At 35.2% G+C, this 19,631-nt stretch carries 19 protein-coding genes and 2 pseudogenes; 5 read left to right on the forward strand and 16 right to left on the reverse strand.

The window, feature by feature from the left end; genetic code table 11:
• Positions 1-553: 553 nt before the first annotated feature.
• From P9Q65_RS13405 to P9Q65_RS06760, 8 genes and pseudogenes are all read right to left on the reverse strand, one after another.
• On the reverse strand, positions 554-685 hold the full coding sequence (locus P9Q65_RS13405) for a hypothetical protein (RefSeq protein ID WP_442870839.1): 132 nt from the start codon (positions 683-685) through the stop codon (positions 554-556).
• The gene (locus tag P9Q65_RS06735; RefSeq protein ID WP_304508605.1) at positions 655-1,104 is read right to left on the reverse strand and encodes a hypothetical protein; all 450 of its coding nucleotides are present in this window, start codon (positions 1,102-1,104) and stop codon (positions 655-657) included. Before P9Q65_RS06735 ends, P9Q65_RS13405 begins: the two co-directional genes overlap by 31 nt.
• A gap of 255 nt (positions 1,105-1,359) precedes the next feature.
• Positions 1,360-1,480 (reverse strand): annotated as a pseudogene (locus P9Q65_RS13410) (IS66 family transposase); the annotation flags it as partial.
• Between the two features lie 253 nt (positions 1,481-1,733).
• A complete protein-coding gene (locus P9Q65_RS06740; RefSeq protein WP_304508606.1) occupies positions 1,734-1,979 on the reverse strand; it encodes a hypothetical protein in 246 nt (81 codons plus the stop codon).
• Between the two features lie 764 nt (positions 1,980-2,743).
• Positions 2,744-2,920, reverse strand: coding sequence for a hypothetical protein (locus P9Q65_RS06745; RefSeq protein WP_304508607.1), 177 nt, complete (start codon positions 2,918-2,920; stop codon positions 2,744-2,746).
• 444 nt (positions 2,921-3,364) lie between these two features.
• The gene (locus tag P9Q65_RS06750) at positions 3,365-4,702 is read right to left on the reverse strand and encodes a sodium-dependent transporter (protein WP_304508608.1); all 1,338 of its coding nucleotides are present in this window, start codon (positions 4,700-4,702) and stop codon (positions 3,365-3,367) included.
• A gap of 140 nt (positions 4,703-4,842) precedes the next feature.
• Complete coding sequence (locus tag P9Q65_RS06755; protein ID WP_304508609.1) at positions 4,843-6,474, reverse strand: tryptophanase; 1,632 nt, start codon at positions 6,472-6,474, stop codon at positions 4,843-4,845.
• Positions 6,475-6,593: 119 nt separating this feature from the next.
• Positions 6,594-6,971, reverse strand: a complete 378-nt coding sequence (locus tag P9Q65_RS06760; protein WP_304508610.1) for a RidA family protein — start codon at positions 6,969-6,971, stop codon at positions 6,594-6,596.
• A 254-nt stretch (positions 6,972-7,225) separates the two neighbouring features.
• Here P9Q65_RS06760 and P9Q65_RS06765 point away from each other — a divergent pair, with 254 nt between their 5' ends.
• Positions 7,226-7,966 (forward strand): helix-turn-helix transcriptional regulator, encoded by a 741-nt coding sequence (locus tag P9Q65_RS06765; RefSeq protein ID WP_304508611.1) that lies wholly within the window; start codon positions 7,226-7,228, stop codon positions 7,964-7,966.
• A gap of 360 nt (positions 7,967-8,326) precedes the next feature.
• Here the strand turns inward: P9Q65_RS06765 and P9Q65_RS06770 are convergent, their stop codons facing one another.
• Complete coding sequence (locus tag P9Q65_RS06770) at positions 8,327-8,536, reverse strand: sporulation initiation factor Spo0A C-terminal domain-containing protein (protein WP_304508612.1); 210 nt, start codon at positions 8,534-8,536, stop codon at positions 8,327-8,329.
• Positions 8,537-8,652: 116 nt separating this feature from the next.
• Here P9Q65_RS06770 and P9Q65_RS06775 point away from each other — a divergent pair, with 116 nt between their 5' ends.
• Positions 8,653-8,901 (forward strand): helix-turn-helix domain-containing protein, encoded by a 249-nt coding sequence (locus P9Q65_RS06775; RefSeq protein WP_304508613.1) that lies wholly within the window; start codon positions 8,653-8,655, stop codon positions 8,899-8,901.
• A 147-nt stretch (positions 8,902-9,048) separates the two neighbouring features.
• On the opposite strand, the gene P9Q65_RS06780 is transcribed toward P9Q65_RS06775, so the two are convergent.
• The 7 genes and pseudogenes from P9Q65_RS06780 to P9Q65_RS06810 all read right to left on the reverse strand — a co-directional run.
• Positions 9,049-9,393 carry a hypothetical protein gene (locus tag P9Q65_RS06780; RefSeq protein ID WP_304508614.1) on the reverse strand — a complete coding sequence of 115 codons (345 nt, stop codon included), beginning with the start codon at positions 9,391-9,393 and terminating at the stop codon, positions 9,049-9,051.
• Positions 9,394-9,585: 192 nt separating this feature from the next.
• Entirely contained in the window at positions 9,586-9,924 is a 339-nt protein-coding gene (locus tag P9Q65_RS06785; RefSeq protein WP_304508615.1) for a hypothetical protein, read from the reverse strand.
• A 453-nt stretch (positions 9,925-10,377) separates the two neighbouring features.
• Complete coding sequence (locus P9Q65_RS06790; RefSeq protein WP_304508658.1) at positions 10,378-12,645, reverse strand: S-layer homology domain-containing protein; 2,268 nt, start codon at positions 12,643-12,645, stop codon at positions 10,378-10,380.
• A gap of 599 nt (positions 12,646-13,244) precedes the next feature.
• Positions 13,245-13,724: a GNAT family N-acetyltransferase gene (locus tag P9Q65_RS06795; protein ID WP_304508616.1), complete on the reverse strand. Its 480-nt coding sequence runs from the start codon at positions 13,722-13,724 to the stop codon at positions 13,245-13,247.
• Between the two features lie 176 nt (positions 13,725-13,900).
• A complete protein-coding gene (locus tag P9Q65_RS06800; protein WP_304508617.1) occupies positions 13,901-14,311 on the reverse strand; it encodes a GNAT family N-acetyltransferase in 411 nt (136 codons plus the stop codon).
• 105 nt (positions 14,312-14,416) lie between these two features.
• Complete coding sequence (locus P9Q65_RS13415; protein ID WP_304508618.1) at positions 14,417-14,638, reverse strand: alanine:cation symporter family protein; 222 nt, start codon at positions 14,636-14,638, stop codon at positions 14,417-14,419.
• A 108-nt stretch (positions 14,639-14,746) separates the two neighbouring features.
• Positions 14,747-15,058 (reverse strand): annotated as a pseudogene (locus P9Q65_RS06810) (transposase); the annotation flags it as partial.
• A gap of 201 nt (positions 15,059-15,259) precedes the next feature.
• On the opposite strand from P9Q65_RS06810, the gene P9Q65_RS06815 reads away from it, so the two are divergent.
• From P9Q65_RS06815 to P9Q65_RS06825, 3 genes are all read left to right on the forward strand, one after another.
• Positions 15,260-15,811, forward strand: a complete 552-nt coding sequence (locus tag P9Q65_RS06815) for a helix-turn-helix domain-containing protein (RefSeq protein ID WP_304508619.1) — start codon at positions 15,260-15,262, stop codon at positions 15,809-15,811.
• Between the two features lie 383 nt (positions 15,812-16,194).
• The gene (locus P9Q65_RS06820) at positions 16,195-18,567 is read left to right on the forward strand and encodes a glycyl radical protein (protein WP_304508620.1); all 2,373 of its coding nucleotides are present in this window, start codon (positions 16,195-16,197) and stop codon (positions 18,565-18,567) included.
• A 59-nt stretch (positions 18,568-18,626) separates the two neighbouring features.
• Positions 18,627-19,535, forward strand: coding sequence for a glycyl-radical enzyme activating protein (locus tag P9Q65_RS06825; protein ID WP_304508621.1), 909 nt, complete (start codon positions 18,627-18,629; stop codon positions 19,533-19,535).
• Positions 19,536-19,631: the final 96 nt, after the last annotated feature.

Genomic DNA, 19,631 nt, shown 5'->3' on the forward strand with positions numbered 1-19,631 from the left:
CTACTTAATTTAACCTTATAATCACATGAATTTGTTGTTTCATTACTTAATCTTAAATAAGACATTTTATTTCCTCCTATGATTTCCCTTGATTTTTTAGTTTTGCATTAGCTAATACATATGTTAAAGATAAAAAAGAAAGGGATTTGTCAACTTAAATATAAAAAAATATATTTTTTAATTTGCGTTGACTGTATTTTAAAGGATTGAATATCGTTCAAAGTTTTTATTGGCACTATAAAAAAGACAACACATAAAAACAAAAATGAGAACAATGATGCAGTGCTATCTGAGTTCATAATCCCTTGTAAACAAAAACAAAGTGGCAAGAAATTGATAATCAATTTTCTTTACCACTCTGTTATAAGAAATACTTTAAAAAACACATTAAAATTACCAGTACATTTAATTCCATATCTGCATTCTCTCTTAATGTTTTAATTCATTAAACTATGTTATGTACATCCTTTTACATGTCGTTTATTTTCATTTCACTAAAATTTTTTTGTAAACCTTAATTTGTAAATAAATCAAAAGCCTTAGATATAGTTAATCAAATCCTTTTTCCCATAAATTTATCAACTAACAATTTTCGTATTTTATTGATTTTTTTATTTATTGCCTGCCTTGAAATATTGTATTTATGAGCAATCTCTATTTCTGAATAGTTATTAAAAAGCGTAATTTAAAAAGCTCAAACTCCTCTTTATTTAATATTGCCTCAATAGCAATTAATAATAAGTTATATTCTATCTCATTTGATTGATATTTAGATTTTACACTGTCATCAAATTCGTCTTTTGAATCATGCTTCCTATTGTACTTACTAAGCTTTATATATTCGGACTTAATTGACTTATAGATATAATTAACTATATACTTATCCTCTTTAAAGTTAGCACATTCGTAGGGTATTTTTAAAAGTGCGATGTATAACGCTTCTGCTAAAAAATACTTTATATCTTTCTCTCCTAATTTCCATGCAAACTTTTCTAACAATGGCGTAAATCTTACAAAAAATTCTTCAAAAGCTTGTTCCTTTATAGGCCCAGTAGTATTCTTAAACTCTTTTAGAAGTTCATATTGATTGAGATTTTCATACATAGTCCATTCCTCTTTTTCTAAAATGCTTACCGTTTTTTAGAAGAAAGAGAGATTAACCATCTTATTATGCAATCTCAATTTTAATTTTTTTACATTTTTTCAATATTTTAAGAAATTTGTAAAAAATTTATATATAACTTTTTTGTTCTAAATCGCATTCTATCTAAATCCTATCTCTTGATTTAGAAAAGTAATCAGGCGGATCCAATTCGCCCAAATAGCTTCAGTATTGTTGATTTATTTGTTCATACACACTTTAAGAGCCTCATGAAAAAACTTACGCTTTGCATGTGCCCAGCATCCGCACAAAGTAACCCCTTATGCCCGTTTGCTGATAATATCTGCCCCAGCCATCTGTATGAAGATAGCCTTTAAACCATACAATTTATAACTTTTGATTTTTGATTCTTGATATATGCCATTACACTTGGAGATGCCAGGCTTTTTGGAATAATGCACCTCCTTTTTTATTCATTATAAGAAAAGAATCTGCTTTAATAGGTAGGCATTATTTGACGGCTACCCACTTTCTTTTTCCTACCTAAATTAAAAAGATCTTATATGATTTTTATCTAAATCATATAAGATCTCATAAAAACTATTTACAGAAAATTTTGCACGGCTGTTCTTTATTGACCAATAAACTCCACATCTTCTTTTTCAATGTATAAGCCAAAAGCCCCAGGAAATGTAACATAATAATTTGTATCATTTTCATTCTGAATTTTTCCAATCATTGTACTATCAAATATATATGACGATTGTCCTTCATTATTTTCAAGAATACCCACAGTTCCTTTTTTTATTCTTACCTCCATATTAATTACAGTACCTAAAGTTGAAAGAACTTCAACAAAGTCTTTTTTTATCCACATTTCCAGAAAGTATCTGCTGCATTACTTAATAATTTAATATAATACCACCCGCCGCTTTCCCCAATTACTTCTATAGCCATACCTTCTGATAATAATTTTATTACTCCTGAATTTTCGTTTGCACCATAGTATGCTTTGTTTCATTTAAAATATATTTTTCTTCATTTCTCAATATGAAATATCAACCCATTTCTGTTTTCCATCTGTTAAATTTTTGTTTTCATCACCGATTTCAATATAGGCCTTATGTGGGCCATGAGAACCATTAGAGTTGATACTACTACTAATCCCAAGATTTTAACCGTTATTTTCTTCATCATAAACCTCTTTCATATTGATTATAGCATGATATTTTTAGTAATAAAATAATACCATTGTTTACATTTTTTGTAAATAGTTGCCGATAGTAACAGTCAATGGCTTTAAGATTTAAGAGAATAATGATTATAATGTAAAAACGAAACTAATGTTGGTGACAAAAAGCCATCTAAAAACAAATTTTAACTTCTCATGCCCATTTTCAGTTAAATTTATAGTGAATTTATAAACCTAAAAAATATTTCTTCTAAGTCTCCAAATAAAAGAGTTAATATGTAAATCGAGCAGGAAAATTACTCCCGCTCGATAAGTATTGATCATTTTCTAATACTTTAAAATTAATCTTGTTACTATTTTTTAGGCAAAAAAGACGTTATATAATTTTATCTAAATCATTTAATATCTCATAAAAAACTATTTATAGAAAATTTCACACAGACTTTTCTTTATTGGCCAATAAACTCCACATCTTCTTTTTCGATGTATACACCAAAAGCCCCAGGAAATGTAACATAAAAATTTGTATCATTTTCATTCTGAATTTTTGCAATCCTTGTACTATCAAGTATATAAGACGATTGTCCTTCATTATTTTCAAGAATACCCACAGTTCCTTTTTTCACTCTTACCTCCATATTAATTACAGTACCTGAAGTTGAAAGAACTCCAACAAAGTTTTTTTTTACCCACATTTCAGGATAATTTACTGATGCTTCACTTAATAATTTAATATAATACCAACCATTACTTTCTCCAATTACTTCTATAGCCGTACCTTTTGATAATAATTTTATTACTCCTGAATTTTCGTTTGCACCGTAATATGCATTTGTTTCATTTAAAATATATTTTTCTTCATTTTTCTAAACCCAAACACATTTCATGAATTACTCGAAGTTTTACTGAGTCATAGGAGTGGTTAATAACATTGCCTATTGTTGAGCGAGGGACACCACTTTTCTTAAAGAAAACAATCTTGACGATTAAAAGCTCGACACAACAACTGAAGTGTCGAGCTTTTATTTAAAATTGCGGTTGATTCACTTTTTCAATGTAAGATATTAAAGTTAACCAATACCACCGAACATAGCACCTGTAACAAGTGCGATAAATGCAAGTGGGACAAAAAGAAACTTACCAAGAGACATAAACCAAGAACCGATAAGTTTATTTGCTCCTTCGTTAACTGAATCAAGTGCAAACTTGTCACCTGCAACATAGAAGAACATGATGCCTGCCAGCATAGCACCAAGTGGACATACATAAATAGAAACTGCATCCATCCAACCCGATACGATACCCTGTATGCACAGTGCAACCCCACATCCTACAACTGCGATTGCTCCAACTGCCTGAAGTCTCTTCATACCAAACCTCTCTTGAAGCGTAGCAACAGGTGCTTCATATAAGTTAATGAGTGAGCTTATACCTGCGAAGAGTACACAGACGTAGAAAATGATTCCTACAATCGTTCCCCCAGGCATACCGTTGAATACATTAATAAGGTAGATGAACATAAGTCCAGGACCACCTGATGAGAGTTCTGCACCACCTACTGCCATGGCAGGAATAATAACTAAAGCGGCAAGAAGAGCTGCGATAGTATCAAATATAGCTACATTACGTGCTGCAGTTATAACATTTTCAGATTTGCTTAGGTAAGAACCATAAATAACCGTTCCGTTACCTGCAATAGAAAGGGAGAAGAACGCCTGACCAAAAGCGAAAATCCAAACCTTTGGATCAGCCAGACCGGCTGGATTAAGGGTAAAGATATATTTATATCCCTCATGTGATCCATGAAGTGTGAAGATATAGATTCCAAGTCCTACAAAAAGTGTAAACAATGTAGGCATCATAATTTTGTTTGCTTTTTCTATGCCCCCGGCAACACCAAGAGCCATGATGGTAAGGCTGACTACTATTGCAATCATAATCCATAAGTTATTGCCCCATGATATTGCGGTATTTCCAAACATGCCACCGATCTGATCCATATCCTGCCCCATAGCAGCAAGCTTACCACTAAAAGCAAGAAAAGTATATTTAAAGATCCAACCAACTACGACTGTGTAACCGATTGCTAGTGCCAGTGAACCCAGAACCGGGATTGCACCGATTGATTCACCTAATTTTTTATTGCCGTTATGAAGCTGAGTGCATTTTCCAAATGCTCCTATTGGGCCTGCACCCGCTGCACGTCCAAGTGCCATCTCTTCGATAACGCCGGTAGAAGCAATCAAAATTACAAATAAGAAGTACGGAAGCAGGAATGTCATGCCTCCCCATGCTGAAACCATATATGGAAAACGCCATATATTACCCATACCTACTGCTGAACCAATACACGCTAAGACAAATCCCCATTTACTTTTAAATCCATCACGTTGTGTTGTTTCACTCATATTTGCCTCCTAAAAATAAAGTGATGGTGCCCAACAAAAAAATATATACATATTCTTTGCGGACACCATCATAGTTGCCCGATAATTTTGCGCATTATCTATACTATATATGAAAAGCTCTTGATAATAAACAACTTTTCTTATTTATTTGGATATGGCTCAAGGAATGCGTGGAAGTGACGCATGGGAAGCTTATGCCCTAAGGTAATCCTCATATTAGGAATATTCTCTCTGTCTTCATAAAGAGCCTTAACAGCTGCTATAACATAATCCAGATGTTCCTGGCTAAGCTGACTGCGGTTGATAGCAAAACGAACTACGTTGCAAACCTCGGCCTGCTGCTCCGGCGTCTTAAGATCATACTCCATGGAGTAATCACCAAGCTCAGAAACTCTGATTCCGTATCTTCTGATCAATTCAAGTGAGAAGCCCTCTCCCGCAAATGATTCGTGTCCACGTTTACCATGGAAGAATTCGTCCATATTGATATATACACCATGGCCGCCAGCAGGAAGCACAACCCCCTTAACTCCAGCCTTGTATAAGCCCTGTGCAAGATATTCGCACTGTTCCACCCTCTCCTTGAGGTAATTTACATTGCAGCACTCATAAAGACCAACTGCAAGTGCCATAATATCTCTTCCCGACATACCACCGTAAGAATCATTACCGTAGCAAGAAATCTGTTTCACTTTCAGAAGCACACCCACATCAGTCTTAACTGTTCCATCTTCGTGAAATTCCGAGAAATTTTTCCAGAAGAGTCCCCTATCACAGAAAGCAAGGATGCCACCCATGTTAGCATGCCCATCCTTTTTAAGAGACGCACAGAAGCCATCGCAGTAAGAAAACATTTCTTTTGCAATCACAGGGATGGATTTATCTGCATAACCTTCTTCGTTCATTTTGATAAAATATGCATTTTCTGCCCAACGAGCTGCATCAAGTATGTAAGGAATACCATACTTATGAGCGATCGCACTAACCACACGAAGGTTAGCCATAGAAACAGGCTGCCCACACACAGGGTTGTTCGTAATACATGTGAAAACGAGGGGAACGTTCTCAGGGCCTACTGCTATAATAAGTTTCTCTAACTTATCAGTATCCATGTTACCTTTAAAAGGATTTTTTGCGTATGATCCCCCTTCAGGTACTTCAAAGAGTAGTTCTTTGTTGTAAAGGTTACGAGGAACTGAACCCATTTGTTTAATATTACCTTCGGTTGTATCAAAATGTCCGTTTGAAGGAATCGTAAATACTTTTCCAGGATGACGAGTGTTCAGAATCTTCTTAACGATCTCCATAAGAACCGACTCTGCTGCACGTCCCTGCTGAATAATAAATGTATTTGGTCTCTCCATCTGAGCTGCACCACCATTGAAAAGACCACCTTCATATTCACAAAGATACATCTCATCCATCATCTTATTTATATCTTGACAATCTGTACGAACAAGATCAATAATCTTTTTCTGATCATCACCACGTTCAAATACATCTCTTAAGGTATCAAGAAGTACATAGTAACCTTTATTACGTCCATAAGCTTCATCACCAAGGAACATGGCTGACCACTGCACATCCGTCATAGCTGTTGTGCCTGAATCAGAAAGCATATCAACTGTAAGCATGCCAGCTGGAAATGCAAATTCATTATAATGTGTTGCTGCGAGAGCTCTCTCTCTCTGCTCAACCGTTACCTGTGGGATGTTTCTTTTCACATATGAGAATGAACTAGGTGTTGCTACGTTTAATGGATACTCTTTCATTTATTTTTCCTCCTAATATGGCGTCTTACGCCTTCATGATAGAGGATACCCCGGTCATCGCTTTAGAGTGACTGGCGGACAGTATCTTTTGTGGTTGGTTATGTTTGTTTTGCACGCTCTTATTTTTCTGCAATAACTTCAATTTCAACTAATGCATCCTTCGGTAATCTTGCCACCTCCACTGCAGATCTTGAAGGATAGCTGCCCTCTTTAAAGAAAGTAGCATATACTTCGTTCATAGCAGCAAAGTTGTTCATGTCGCTAAGGAATACTGTAGTCTTAATTACATCCTCCATTGAAGAGCCGGCTTTTTCAAGAATAGCCTTAACGTTCTCAAGTGATTGCTTTGTTTGCTTTTCAATTCCTTCCGAAAATATTCCGGTTGCCGGATTGAGCGGCAACTGCCCTGATGTAATAATCAGATTTCCAGTAATAATTCCCTGTGAATAAGGGCCAATTGCAGCTGGTGCCTTATCTGTATTTACAATTTCATTCATTCTCCCCCTCCTTCCTATGAAAATAATTATATCTCTAGAAATAATTTATTTCTTTGGAAATAATTTATCTCTTTAATAATATATTATTTTTATAACAATATATTTTCACGATAAAAAAATATTCCAGATTTTCTTTTTATTATCATAAAAGGAAAACTAGGCAAACAGAAAGAAGGAGCACACCATACTTACTGTGGTGTATTTGGAGAACAAGAATATCGTTAAACTGCAAATTTTTGATTGGAGGTACTTATATGGCAAATTCATTATTAGCTCCATATATTAAACTAACTGAATTTTTAGGAAATGCTTTAGGACCTGATTACGAAGTGGCTTTACATGACTTGACAAATAGGAACCAATCCATAATAGCAATCGCAAACAGCAATATAAGTGGGCGAGATATAGGTGCTCCCCTTACAAATATGGCTTTGCAAATGATTAAGGATAACGTTTATGAGACAACTGACTTTTGCTCTAACTACAAAGGGATTGCTGAAAATGGTAAGGCTCTTCGTTCTTCAACTATGTTTATCAAACATGAGGGAAAGTTGATTGGCCTTCTATGTATCAATTTTGATGACAGCAGATATCAAATCATCAGTGAGGAACTTATGCGAATATGTCACCCGGATACTTTTATTGGAACCAGTTTTCAATACGGAGGACAACATGTAACATTTTCCAGCAACATCAAAAGTGTATCCTCTGAAAGGTTTCCGGATTCTAAAGATTCTGTAATTTCTGAAGCGGTTTCAACCGAACTTGCTGTCCTCAACGTCAGCGTAGAAAGACTTACAGCTGATGAACGAATATCTATTATATCTTCACTTGAAAAAAAAGGGGTTTTTCTTTTAAAAGGGTCGGTTCAAAATGTTGCTGACAACTTACACTGTTCTTCTGCCAGTGTATACAGATACCTATCTCAACTAAAAAACATTGTATTTAAATCTGATTCTGCTAACATTCCACGAAAGGAAGATGAAGAATCCTAATTTGAATTTTTAGATTTATTGCACTGTTTGTAATATTTCTTCGTTCGTTAAGTGTCATTTTCAAACTTCCCACAAGTTTCTAGTGGTGTATCTTAGGGTATACCACTTTTTCTGGTAATACAGGGTACTTTTCATACCTTAACTAATCATCCATATGAATATAACCGCAATAACCACCCAGAAACTTCTGAGGATAGATTCCGATTTCTTCCGCCTATCCTGTCAATTTTCACAAGAATGAATCGGCGATCTGTCTCGTCTAAATGAAGCCTTGTGGCATTAATGCCCACAATCCAATCGGCTTTTTGTCTGCAATCAGCACACTCGTATAGTAGGCGAAAATCTTTCCCGTGCTTTAGATTATTTCACTTTACCTACTACAAATCTTATAAACTCATCAGGAGTAGGTACTTCATCTCTTCGAGGCACTTGGTTTTGATACGCTTTGATAACCCCATTATTTGAATTATTATAGGCATTTTCAAGGACCAACTGCATTTCGCGTTTTACTTCAGCAATAGTTAGCCCCTCTTCTTTTGCTATTTTTCGATACATCTTTCTGTTAACCATTTTGCACCCCCACATTTATTTCACAAATATGTTGCTCAATATATTGAGCAACATATTTGCTATTTTAGCATATAATAAAGCAAATTGCAAACAATATTGAGCAAATGGAGTGCTATATGGATAAACTAAGACAAGATATTACTATCGGTAGTAATTTAAAAAAGTTACGTAATAAAAGCAGCTTTACCCAAGAACAGGTTGTATCAAAACTGCAGCTTATGGGTTCTAGTACCACTCGTTCTATTTATTCCAGATACGAAACAGGAGAGTTGAATATTAAAATAAGCGACTTGGTTTTACTTACCCAAATATTCAAGTGTGATTACAATAATTTTTTTAACGGTATCGCAGTCCCTAAAAAATAAAATAATTCAAGAACGGTGAGTTCCTCCCCGGGAATTAAGGTTTGCATTATTTCGCTTTAAATAAAAAAGACGGAAACAATACGAATTACCCCGTTCTTTACATTTTCTATTCTGCTGTTTGCTGGATAAGCGTCCCCTACAGACACATCAGTTAAAACTACCATTATAGCTTAAAGTATTCTTTATTACTGGCAAATGTGTAATATCCATAGTCTCGTTCCAAGGATTTGCGTTTGTTAAATCATCAATGCTATATGCCATATATCCCTCAAATCCATACACTATTGCAGGTGATTCAAGTGTCAACATAGATAACTTAAGATTGGTTATATTACGGTTGGAATTATTCAAAGTAACAATTATTATTGTCAGAGCAAACCAAGCAACAATGGCTGCCCATTTATAGGTTTTCTTTTTTGCATAATTCTCTCCTTCTTCTAAAAACTCATTGTCTATATTGTTATTTATTTCAAAACCCTTATCCTCTTTCATAATGCCACTCCTTCATATGCAAAATATTTTATAATTTTCTGGTTCTAAAAAGATTCTACCGTGATCACAATGGGTAATGTTTTGCATAACTTTTTTATTGATTCTGCAAGCCAGTTTCCTTAAAGAATAACACTACAATCTCTTTAATCTATTTCCTCAAAAACCTAGCATGATGCTTATTTGAGATAGTTATCACTTGCCCACCGGAAAATAATCCCCATCTTCCAGTTGAAATGCTTGACTCTCTTGCACGATCATAGGAAGCCAACCATTCATCTCCACATATACAATTTGCGATCCATTTATTCCTTGAACCATATAGCGTGATATCCATTCAAAATCATGATAGGAATGATATCCGATACCCACAAGCTCAATGGAAGTAAATTCATATTGTGGATAATGGGTGTGAATATAATGGCTTGCAGTCATCTTTGCAAGCACAGACCGGATGGGTGTGGCCAGATAGATAATAACTCCTAGAAATATAATTAAAACCATAAAAAAAGTCTTGGCCTTTGTTTTTTTCATTCCTATATGTACCTCCTCAAAAACAAAAAATAATTTCCCTTAATTGTTTTTATCATCTTTTAGGTATTTTAACATACATTTGATTCCCAATATAGCAAGTAGAATTCCTAACCCATAAATAATCAAGGTTGGAATTAAGTACAAAATTGGATATATTGAACCCATTACAAAACCTCCTATCAAAGATAAACCCATTAACAAATGTATCATATTATTCCAATAAATTCCATATTTTTTTGTAAAATAAAAAATTCCTTTATCCCCTATATTAAAAAAGTTTTGACAAAGCCACGAAGTCTTTTGTTATTTATAACTATATCCGTTCTTGGCATTAATGACATTTACATTTTTTATCTTTCTGTACACTAAAAAAGCACCTGTTATAAACAAGTGCATTTTTACTAGTATTTTCTTGAAAAAAGTGGTTCAGGAATAACCCTATCCCTGCCTACCTCAACATAAAAGCTTATCCAGTCTATAAATAACAGAAGAAACTTCTGCACGAGTGGCAATCTGCTGAGGGTTAAAACAATTATTTTCATTACCATACATTAATTTTGATTCCTCTACGAAAGAAACTGCATCTTTGGCCCAAACATCTATCTGATTACTATCCGCAAATTTTTCGGACTCTGTAACTGTAATATCCCTGCCTGTTTGCTCAACATATTTATACAGCATTACTGCAAGTTCCTCCCGTGTTATGGTAGAACTTGGACTTGCATCACCACTTTCGGTCAATAGATTATTTGCATCTGCCCATACTATGTATAAACTGTAATTTGTGGTTAAATCCTCCACCGAATTTTCCAACTTTAATCCAACTACCTCTGCATCAACGGCTTTTCCCAACATCAATACATACATTCCTAATGTAGCGCTTTTATCTGGCTCAAACTTTTTATCTCCTGTACCCCTTGCAATTCCTTCATCGGCCAAAGCCTCAATAGAATCTCTAGCCCAGTGATTGGCTATATCACTAAAAACAGGCTTCTCTACTTTCTTAAGCTCAATCCCATCAACAACTTCACCTAACGAATGGGCGAGCTCCTTTATCGTTGCCTCATCAAATGTGTTTCCAAAGCCTAAGTCTGAAAGAGTCTGCATATATGTATCGGCCTGCTCTCTGTTGACTAACTGCAAATATCTTTCTTTTGCTTCTTCAAAGTCTGTTTGTGCTTGCATCCAAAGCTCCCATGCCGGAATCATAGATACGGCATAGCTTATATAGTATAGCGGATCTGTGAAATTATGAATCGTTTCTGTCCAAGCATATGACTCACCTAATTCTGCGTCAGAATATCCACTTGTCGGCGTATAACCGTACTCTAAACAAAGATTGTAGTATAATTGATTCATTTGGGATAACGTCATATCAGGATGATGATATATAATCTGCTGAAATTCATCATGCATACATCCATCAATAATGCTTCTAATCCAACTTTTAAGTAATTTTATCTTAAGCAAATCAGTACATTTGTCATCGCCAATCATGTCATCATAAAAATCATAAAACAAAAGTTCCAATCCTTGGGAATCTATTTCTGACAATTCCAACATCGGCAAAATATCTCTGGAGATAAAAAATCTATTATAATGCCCTGTTTCATGAACCAATATCCATACATCATTAAAATCTCCGTAAGGTTTATTGAACATAAATGGAACATTATAATCCAGTAATAAAGATGTAAACCCGGTATCCGCCTTATTATCATCTGCTCCAATATCATAAAAACCGTGATCATACATATAGTTAAAACTTTCAAGTAATTCAGGAAATTCTTTTTCAATAACTCCCTTTTCTCGGGAAATCAGTGTTTCAGGAGAATAGTCTAACTCATTCAAACTACTAAAATCTATATTGGTAATTATCTCGTTTAACTTTTTATTTATTGGAGCGATATACTCCTTAACTAAAGTCGACAACGCTGTCACATCTTCCGAAGTAAAATCTCTAAAATAAGTATTCTCATAACAATAGTCTGTATAGCTTTCATATCCACAAAGCCTTGCAATCTTTGCTCGTGTTTTAACAAGATTTATATAAACTTCGCCTAGGGCAGAATTTTTATTTTTATGGATTTCTCTAATAGCATCTTTATATATGTCTTCCGGAAGCTTTGCATTCTTAATTCCATCTAAAGTCATTGCTTCCCCATTTACAACTGCCGTATACTCCTTATTTGCAGTTTTATAATATTGGTTTATAAACTCTTTTTCCGCAGACATTAAAGAACTCAGCTCAACATCATCCGCACCAGCATCTACTTGTTGTAATATGTATGTTAACTCGCTTTCATCTAACACATCATAAACAGTACCTGCACACGGAGATTCCAAAATGATTTCTAAAGTGTCAGCTAAAGAATGTAAAATTTCCGTGTCAAGATTAAAAGAGTATAAATACTCCTCATTATATGTTGCATCTGAAGCATCCTTAGATTGCAATATTACTGCCAAAGTATATTGGGTATTAACACGATACCAAAAATCAACAAGTTTGCTGATCAAACTTTCAACGGAACTGTAATTATTCTTGTCCGCCGCTTGCGTAATAACCAAATCGGTAACTTTATAAAATTCTGCTGGATCCACATGCTCATATTCAATTTCAGAATAGTTAATATCGGCATGTTCTGCAGCAAAAACCGTTGAAGAAAACGTTGATATCGTAAATACCATCGCCAGCAACAGGGATACAATTCTTTTCTTCATCAAAATTTTTCCTCCGTTTCAAAACTTATCTCTTTGTCAGAAATTTTTTTATCTCTTCCTACAAATTGAATCGGTCAGCGAATAAAACTCTGTCAATTCACCAGGTTCATATGTGATGTCAGCGTAATGAATCTTGACATGCTCAAAGCATACATTGGTAAAGAAAACATGGATACAGAAAATACCATAGCTAGAAACAGGGCTGTCATTCTTTTTTTATCATATTGTTTCCTCCCAGTATAATAATCTAAAAGTGCACTAACATTACTATTCCATTATATAAAGTGATTCAAGCATCAATAAAATGGTTAATTTATAATACTAACTTATAAAATAATACCTGAAATGTCAACAAAATTCGACCATTTTCGCCCAAAAAATGGATTGAATAACGAATTTTATCCCATTCAAATATTAATTTTCTTCTACGCTTTTAAGCTTAAAATAAAAAGTATTTGGTCATCTCAATAGGAATATCTGATTTTTTCAAAAAACAAAATAAAAAAGGACGGAAATTTTTTTTAAAAAATTATTCCGCCTTTTCAAAATTAGTCGTAAATTTTCATCCTGAGCAAATGTACATTATGGATATTCCCATATTATTCAGCCAGATCTTTAAGGGTGTTCCCAGCAATGCGATAAACCGTCCAATCACTCATAGGTTCGGCACCAAGGGATAGATAGAAATCTATGCTGGGCTTATTCCAATCAAGACACCACCACTCTAACCTGCCACACCCACGGGCAACCGCTATTTTCGCAAGTTCCTTCAACAATGCCTTTCCATAATTTTTCCCCCTATATTCCGGCAAAACATATAAATCCTCTAAATATATTCCTGCACGGCCTAGGAACGTAGAGAAGTTATGAAAAAACAGCGCAAAACCAACTTCTTTTCCCTCTTCCATGGCAAAAATCACTTCTGCTTTTTTCTTTTCGAATATCCATTCCTGAATCAATTCTTCCGTGGCAATCACTTCACCTAACATCTTTTCGTATGTCGCAAGCTCTTTTATAAAGTATAAAATCTTTGCGCCATCTTTTTCGTCTGCAAATCGAAAACCTAATTCTCTTTTCATCTCTCGTTCCTTTCTTTTAACCTCAAATTCAACTATATATAAGGATATTTTACCATAATATTCCGTTATAGTAAAACACAGTAGCACGGTAAACAAAATGGGGATACCTTAATGAAATAACTAACTGAATTTTCAACATATTTAAAAAACAAAGGGATACTTGGTCTATTGTCAAATTATTTATTGAAATTCTTACTTCTTATACAATCTATAAGAATGCTGTATACGGTTTCACAAAAGCCTTCATCCTGATACCTTTCTTTTTCTGTGATTGTCCCTTGCAAATCTTGCACCAATTTTTCAACCATGTGCCTACAAGAGCTGTTTTTATCATTAATTGCAATCTCCAGCTGCATAATCCCCATATCCCCGGCTGTTAGCAAAACACTCTGCAAAAGCTTTCTCCCAATCTGTCTGCCTCTTTCCTCTGATTTTACAGCAATTTGCCAAATAAATATTTTTCGTTTTTCTGCGGACAGGAGTGCTCCGATGTATCCCAAAACTTGACCATTCTCCTCTGCTACAAGACAAGTGGACGGAAAATACTTTCCAAGCATCCAATAAATATAATTATTATATGATGCCACAAAAGGCTCCCCCTGTATTAAAATCTCTCTTACGGCCTTGATATCTTCTTTTTTTTACGTTCTAATGTACAAAAGCATCCTCTCCCTTAAATACTCACTTTTCTTCTACATTTGTAAATTTTCACCATACCAAATCAATACACAAAGGGTAGAGAATACAAATAATATAAGGCTAAATGAAACAATGTACCCACCAAAGGCACCTGCCACCTCTTGGAATGCAATTGATGCTACGATGTATATTGTTGCCATAAAAGGAACTAGTTTTTCAGTAAAGCTACCGAGCCTCTTAACTCCTCCGATTACAACGATACCTGTAATTACCATAACAGCTAATATGTTGTCAACTAAAAAATTCTTCTTTGCTCTTTAAAAAAGGGCGTGGCAAATTAACTAGGCTAAATTAGAAAGCCCAGCTAGATTGTTTTGATGCGATTAGGCAGCGTAAGACTCTAAGACTCTGGCATAGTAAATTCTAAGGAACTTATTCATGGCTGCCACTTTTGCAACCATTTTAGGTTTTCCTTGGGCTTCTTTCTTTAGCATAAAATCAAATACAGCGGTATCTTTCTTTGGTGGCTTCAATTTCAATGCCATCATTGCCTCAAAGCATAATTTTCTCAACTGAGACGAGCCACGCTTAGAAATATGTCGTTTTGTTCCATCGTATATACCAGATTTATTTGGTGGGGCATCAAGGCCGGCATAGGCAACAAGAGCACTTCCGCTATGAAAGCATCGTACATCAAACGAACCTCCCTTCCTTTAAAATAACAAAATTCAAGAATATTTCATTGCAAAATCCTATCAAATTTAAGTTAACTTATATAACCCTTTTTAACAATGCAAAAAAAGTAAAAAAGTTGCCATAAATTTTTCTTTTTGCTATAATAAAAGCATTTGAAATAGCATTTTATAACCATACTTCGTAAGGCAGAGGAGATTGAAATGTATAGTATACCGCCGGATATCGGAAAAGAAATGAAAAGAATACGAACAGAAATGAGAATCAGCCTTGATACCGCAGCCAGACTTACGGGTGTTTCTAAGGCTATGCTTGGACAGATCGAAAGAGGAGAATCTGTCCCTACCATATCAACCCTTTGGAAAATATCAACCGGATATAAAGTTACTTTTTCCAATTTTATTTCTCAGCCATCAGATGAAAATAACATATTAAGTATTGGTGATATCTATCCAATTAAAGAGGAAAATGGAGAAATGCTCCTCTACAATATTTTCCCCTTTGATCCTATTTCAGGTTTGGACTTTTTGCAAATACACATGAACCCCCATTGTCGGCATGTGTCTTTTCCACATACAAACGTATTAAACGAATACATTGTTGTAATTAAAGGACAGTTGGAAATGACAATAAACGAAAATGTATATTTATTAAAAGAAGGCGATGCCATGTCCTTTCATGGAGATGTGAACCATATCTATGCTAACCCTTCCAATGATGAAACTATATTCCATAATATAATCAGATATAAATGAAAAATGTTGAAAGTGGCAGAGAACAATATAAATGTTCTTTGCTCTTTTTTTGTTAAGTCACCATTAAATTATAAAAATAATTTACTCACCCCTTAGTTTTTAAATCTTATAGCAGCATTTCTTTTCATTTTTCGCAACTTTCTACATTATGCGATAAAATATTTTTTATGTATTTCTCATAAAAATCACTAAGTTTTTTAAAAATAATTATAGATATTGCAAGTATTTATATTGACATTTCTGTAAATCTGTGTCATATTAAAAATAGATTTTGAGCGTTATAGCATACATATATATTTTAAAATATTCGTTATAACGCAAAGTTTTAAATAATATTTCTATTGTTGTTCTCGTTTATTTCATTTCAAATTAGGAGGGTCACTATGAATACAACACCACGAATTGAACGGTTAAGACAAAATTACGTAAATTCAAAACCGTCTGTGTGCATTGAAAGAGCTCGAATTTTCACCGAATCCCATATGTGTACAGAAGGTATGCCTACCCCTATTCGCAGAGCACAGGCCTTTTATGATTTTTGTAATGAATTTGAAATTAAAATATTTGAAGACGAGTTAATTGTTGGTACCGCCGGCAAATTTAGAAGAAGCGGTATCTTAACACCTGAATTTTCCTGGAAATGGGTGGACAAGGAAATGGATATGTTTGATAAACGCCCCCAAGATCCTTATGAAATGACAGATGTTCAAAGAGATTATGTGCGAAATAATATTTTTCCATATTGGAAAGGGCAATCCTTAGAAGAACATTTTCTTTCCATTCTTCCAAAAGAAACAGCGAAAATTGCCGTTGACACCGGAATTGTAGATAATGACTCAAAGTGGCGCCAAGCAGTTGGTGAAACAACTCCGGACTATCAGGACGTTCTGTTTCCTTCTGGCTTCCAAGGGATTTTAAAGGAAGCAGAAGAAAACTTGGCAAAATTAGACTATGCAAATCCTGATGATTTAGAGAAAATCATTTTCTACAAATCAACCATTTTAACAAGCAAAGGCATCATGCGCTTTGCTGAAAGATATGCAGATTTAGCAGAACGAATGGCAAAAGAAGAAAAAGATAAAGAAAGAAGCAATGAGCTCCTTAAGATTTCAAAGGTTTGCCGTAATGTTCCTGCAAATCCGCCAAAATCTTTCCACGAGGCAATTCAATTTGTTTGGTTTGTTCAATTGGGTGCAATTATTTCCGAAAACCCATTGGCTCTTAACCCCGGAAGATTCGATCAATATATGTTCCCTTATTATGATGCAGATATCAAAGCAGGTACAATGACTAAGGAAGATGGGGAAGAACTGGTACAGGCTCTTTGGCTGAAATTTTCCGAATGGGTATGGACTATTTCCGCAAACACAACAGGTTATTTTGCAGGCTATAATCAGTTCCAAAACCTTACAGTTGGGGGTAGAAAAAGAGATGGCTCTGATGCTACCAATGCGCTTTCCTATATTTGCCTCGAAGCCACGGATAAGGTTAGAACCCATCAACCCGGTTTAAGTGTACGGATTCATTCTGATTGCCCGCAAAAATTCTTAGACGCCGTAACTGATCTTGTAAGCAAAGGCACCGGCTTCCCCGCAATCCACAATGACCAAGCAGGTGCACAAATGCTTCTTCAGGCAGGCTATGAACCAGAAGATGCCAGAGATTGGAGCAATTGCGGTTGCGTAGTCCCCCATTTCCGTAAAACAGGGCAATGGACAGCGGCGGTAAATATTAACTTTGCAGCTGCATTGGAATATGCCTTAAATGAAGGAAAAAGCAGGCTAACCGGAGAAAAAATGGGTCTGGATGCAAAGCCAGTTTCTGAATATAAATCCTACGAAGAAGTAAAAAACGCAACTTTGGAACAAATGAAAAATTTAATTTATCATAGTGTAGTCGCTACCGTTGTAGCTCAAAAACTACATACACAACTTGTTCCCCGCCCCTTCCTTTCCACTTGTGTTGAAGATTGCATGAAAAACGGAAAAGATCTTTCACGGGGTGGCGCTCATTATAACGTGGGTCCTGTTCTTACAGGGATCGGCCTTGCTGTAGTCGCAAACTCCCTTGCTGTAATAAAAAAGCTCGTTTTTCAAGATAAAATTATAACTATGTCTGAATTAAACGATGCTTTAAATGCCAATTGGGTAGGCTATGAAGATTTAAAAGCAAAAGCCTTAAGCGTTCCAAAGTACGGCAACGATGATGATTATGTGGATGCTATTGCAAGAGAAATTGCCAACTATTACTACGAAGAAACCAGAGCCCATAAAGATATTTTTGGTTCGAAATTTAACTCTGCTTTCATGGGCATCTCCAATTATATCCCAACAGGTAAGGTTGTGGGTGCAACCCCTTGCGGAAGAGAAGCAACAAAGCCAATTACAGAAGGTGTTTCTCCTTATGCCGGAAGTGATATCTCAAGCCCTCTTGCGGCAATGCGTTCCAGCGCAAAAATGAATCACGATGTACATACAGGCGGTACACTACTTAATCTTCGCCTAAGCGAAGATATGGTAAAAACGCAAAAAGGCAAAAGAGATCTTGGAAATATCATCCGTGCATATTTTTCACTTGGCGCTTTCCATGTTCAGTTTAACACGCTTTCTACAGAAGTACTTCGTAAAGCCCAGAAAAGTCCGGAAGATTACAAAGACCTTTTGGTACGTGTTGCAGGATACAGCACGCAATTTGTAAATCTATCCCCAGAGATGCAAGAAGCAATCATTGCAAGAACAGCACACACAAACATGTAATAAAAAAATAATTCGCCTGCTCCCACTTCGGGGCAGGCGTCTAAAAATAGGAGATCTTTATGGGAGAATGTTCAAATACCGGTGTAGTTATCCAAATGCAAGACTATTCTATTCATGACGGTGATGGCGTAAGGACAACCATATTTCTTGCAGGCTGCAAACTGCGCTGTCAATGGTGCGCCAATCCCGAATCTTGGACACCTAAGAGAAAATTAGTATATTACAAACATAAATGCACTAATTGTATGAAATGCTCCCTTGCTTGTCCAATGAATTTAGTTCCTTGCAAAATGGAACGTCCCAACGATGTATGTATTACCTGTGGAAAATGTGTAGATGTTTGTCCCCAAAAGGCCCTGGATATCGCCTGTGTCGAAAAAAATTCAGAGGACTTGTTAAAAAAAATTGAAAGAGATGCTCTGTTTTTTCGATTTACAGGAGGTGGCGTTACTTTTTCCGGTGGAGAGCCTTTTTTGCAGCATAAATTTATGAGAGTTTTATTGGATAGGTTTGAAGAATTGGGTATAGATAGCTGGGTTGAAACCTGCGGATACTTTGATTTTGAATCAGTGAAAGATTTACTGCCGAAATTCAGCCATATTTTTATGGATATCAAGCATATGGACAGTAAAAAACATAAAGAGTTCACTGGCTGTGGCAATGAATTGATATTGGAAAATGCAAAAAAAATATATGCTACCGGCGTCCCAATGACAATTCGCATACCAACAATTGCAGAGGTTAATTTAGACGACAAAAACCTTGAACAAACGGCACAGTTTATCAATAAAAACTTACCCACAGCTGATGTGGAATTGCTCCCATACCATGAACTTGGTAAAGCGAAATATATTTCTTTAGGTATAGAAGATAAATTTGTCAAATTCACAACCCCAACAGTTGAACAACTAAACCATGCATCTGAAATTTTTAAAAACCATGGCATAGAAATAGTTGAGTATAGATAAAATTTGGAAATAAGCTAGTCTTTTCTTATATTTAAAAAAGGGTTCGATAAAAGGACTCTTTTTCTTTTTCACAATTTTGCAATCGCAATCAGCCCA

Origin of the sequence: Anaerotignum sp., from assembly GCF_030625865.1 — a bacterium.
Lineage (GTDB): Bacteria > Bacillota > Clostridia > Lachnospirales > Anaerotignaceae > Chakrabartyella.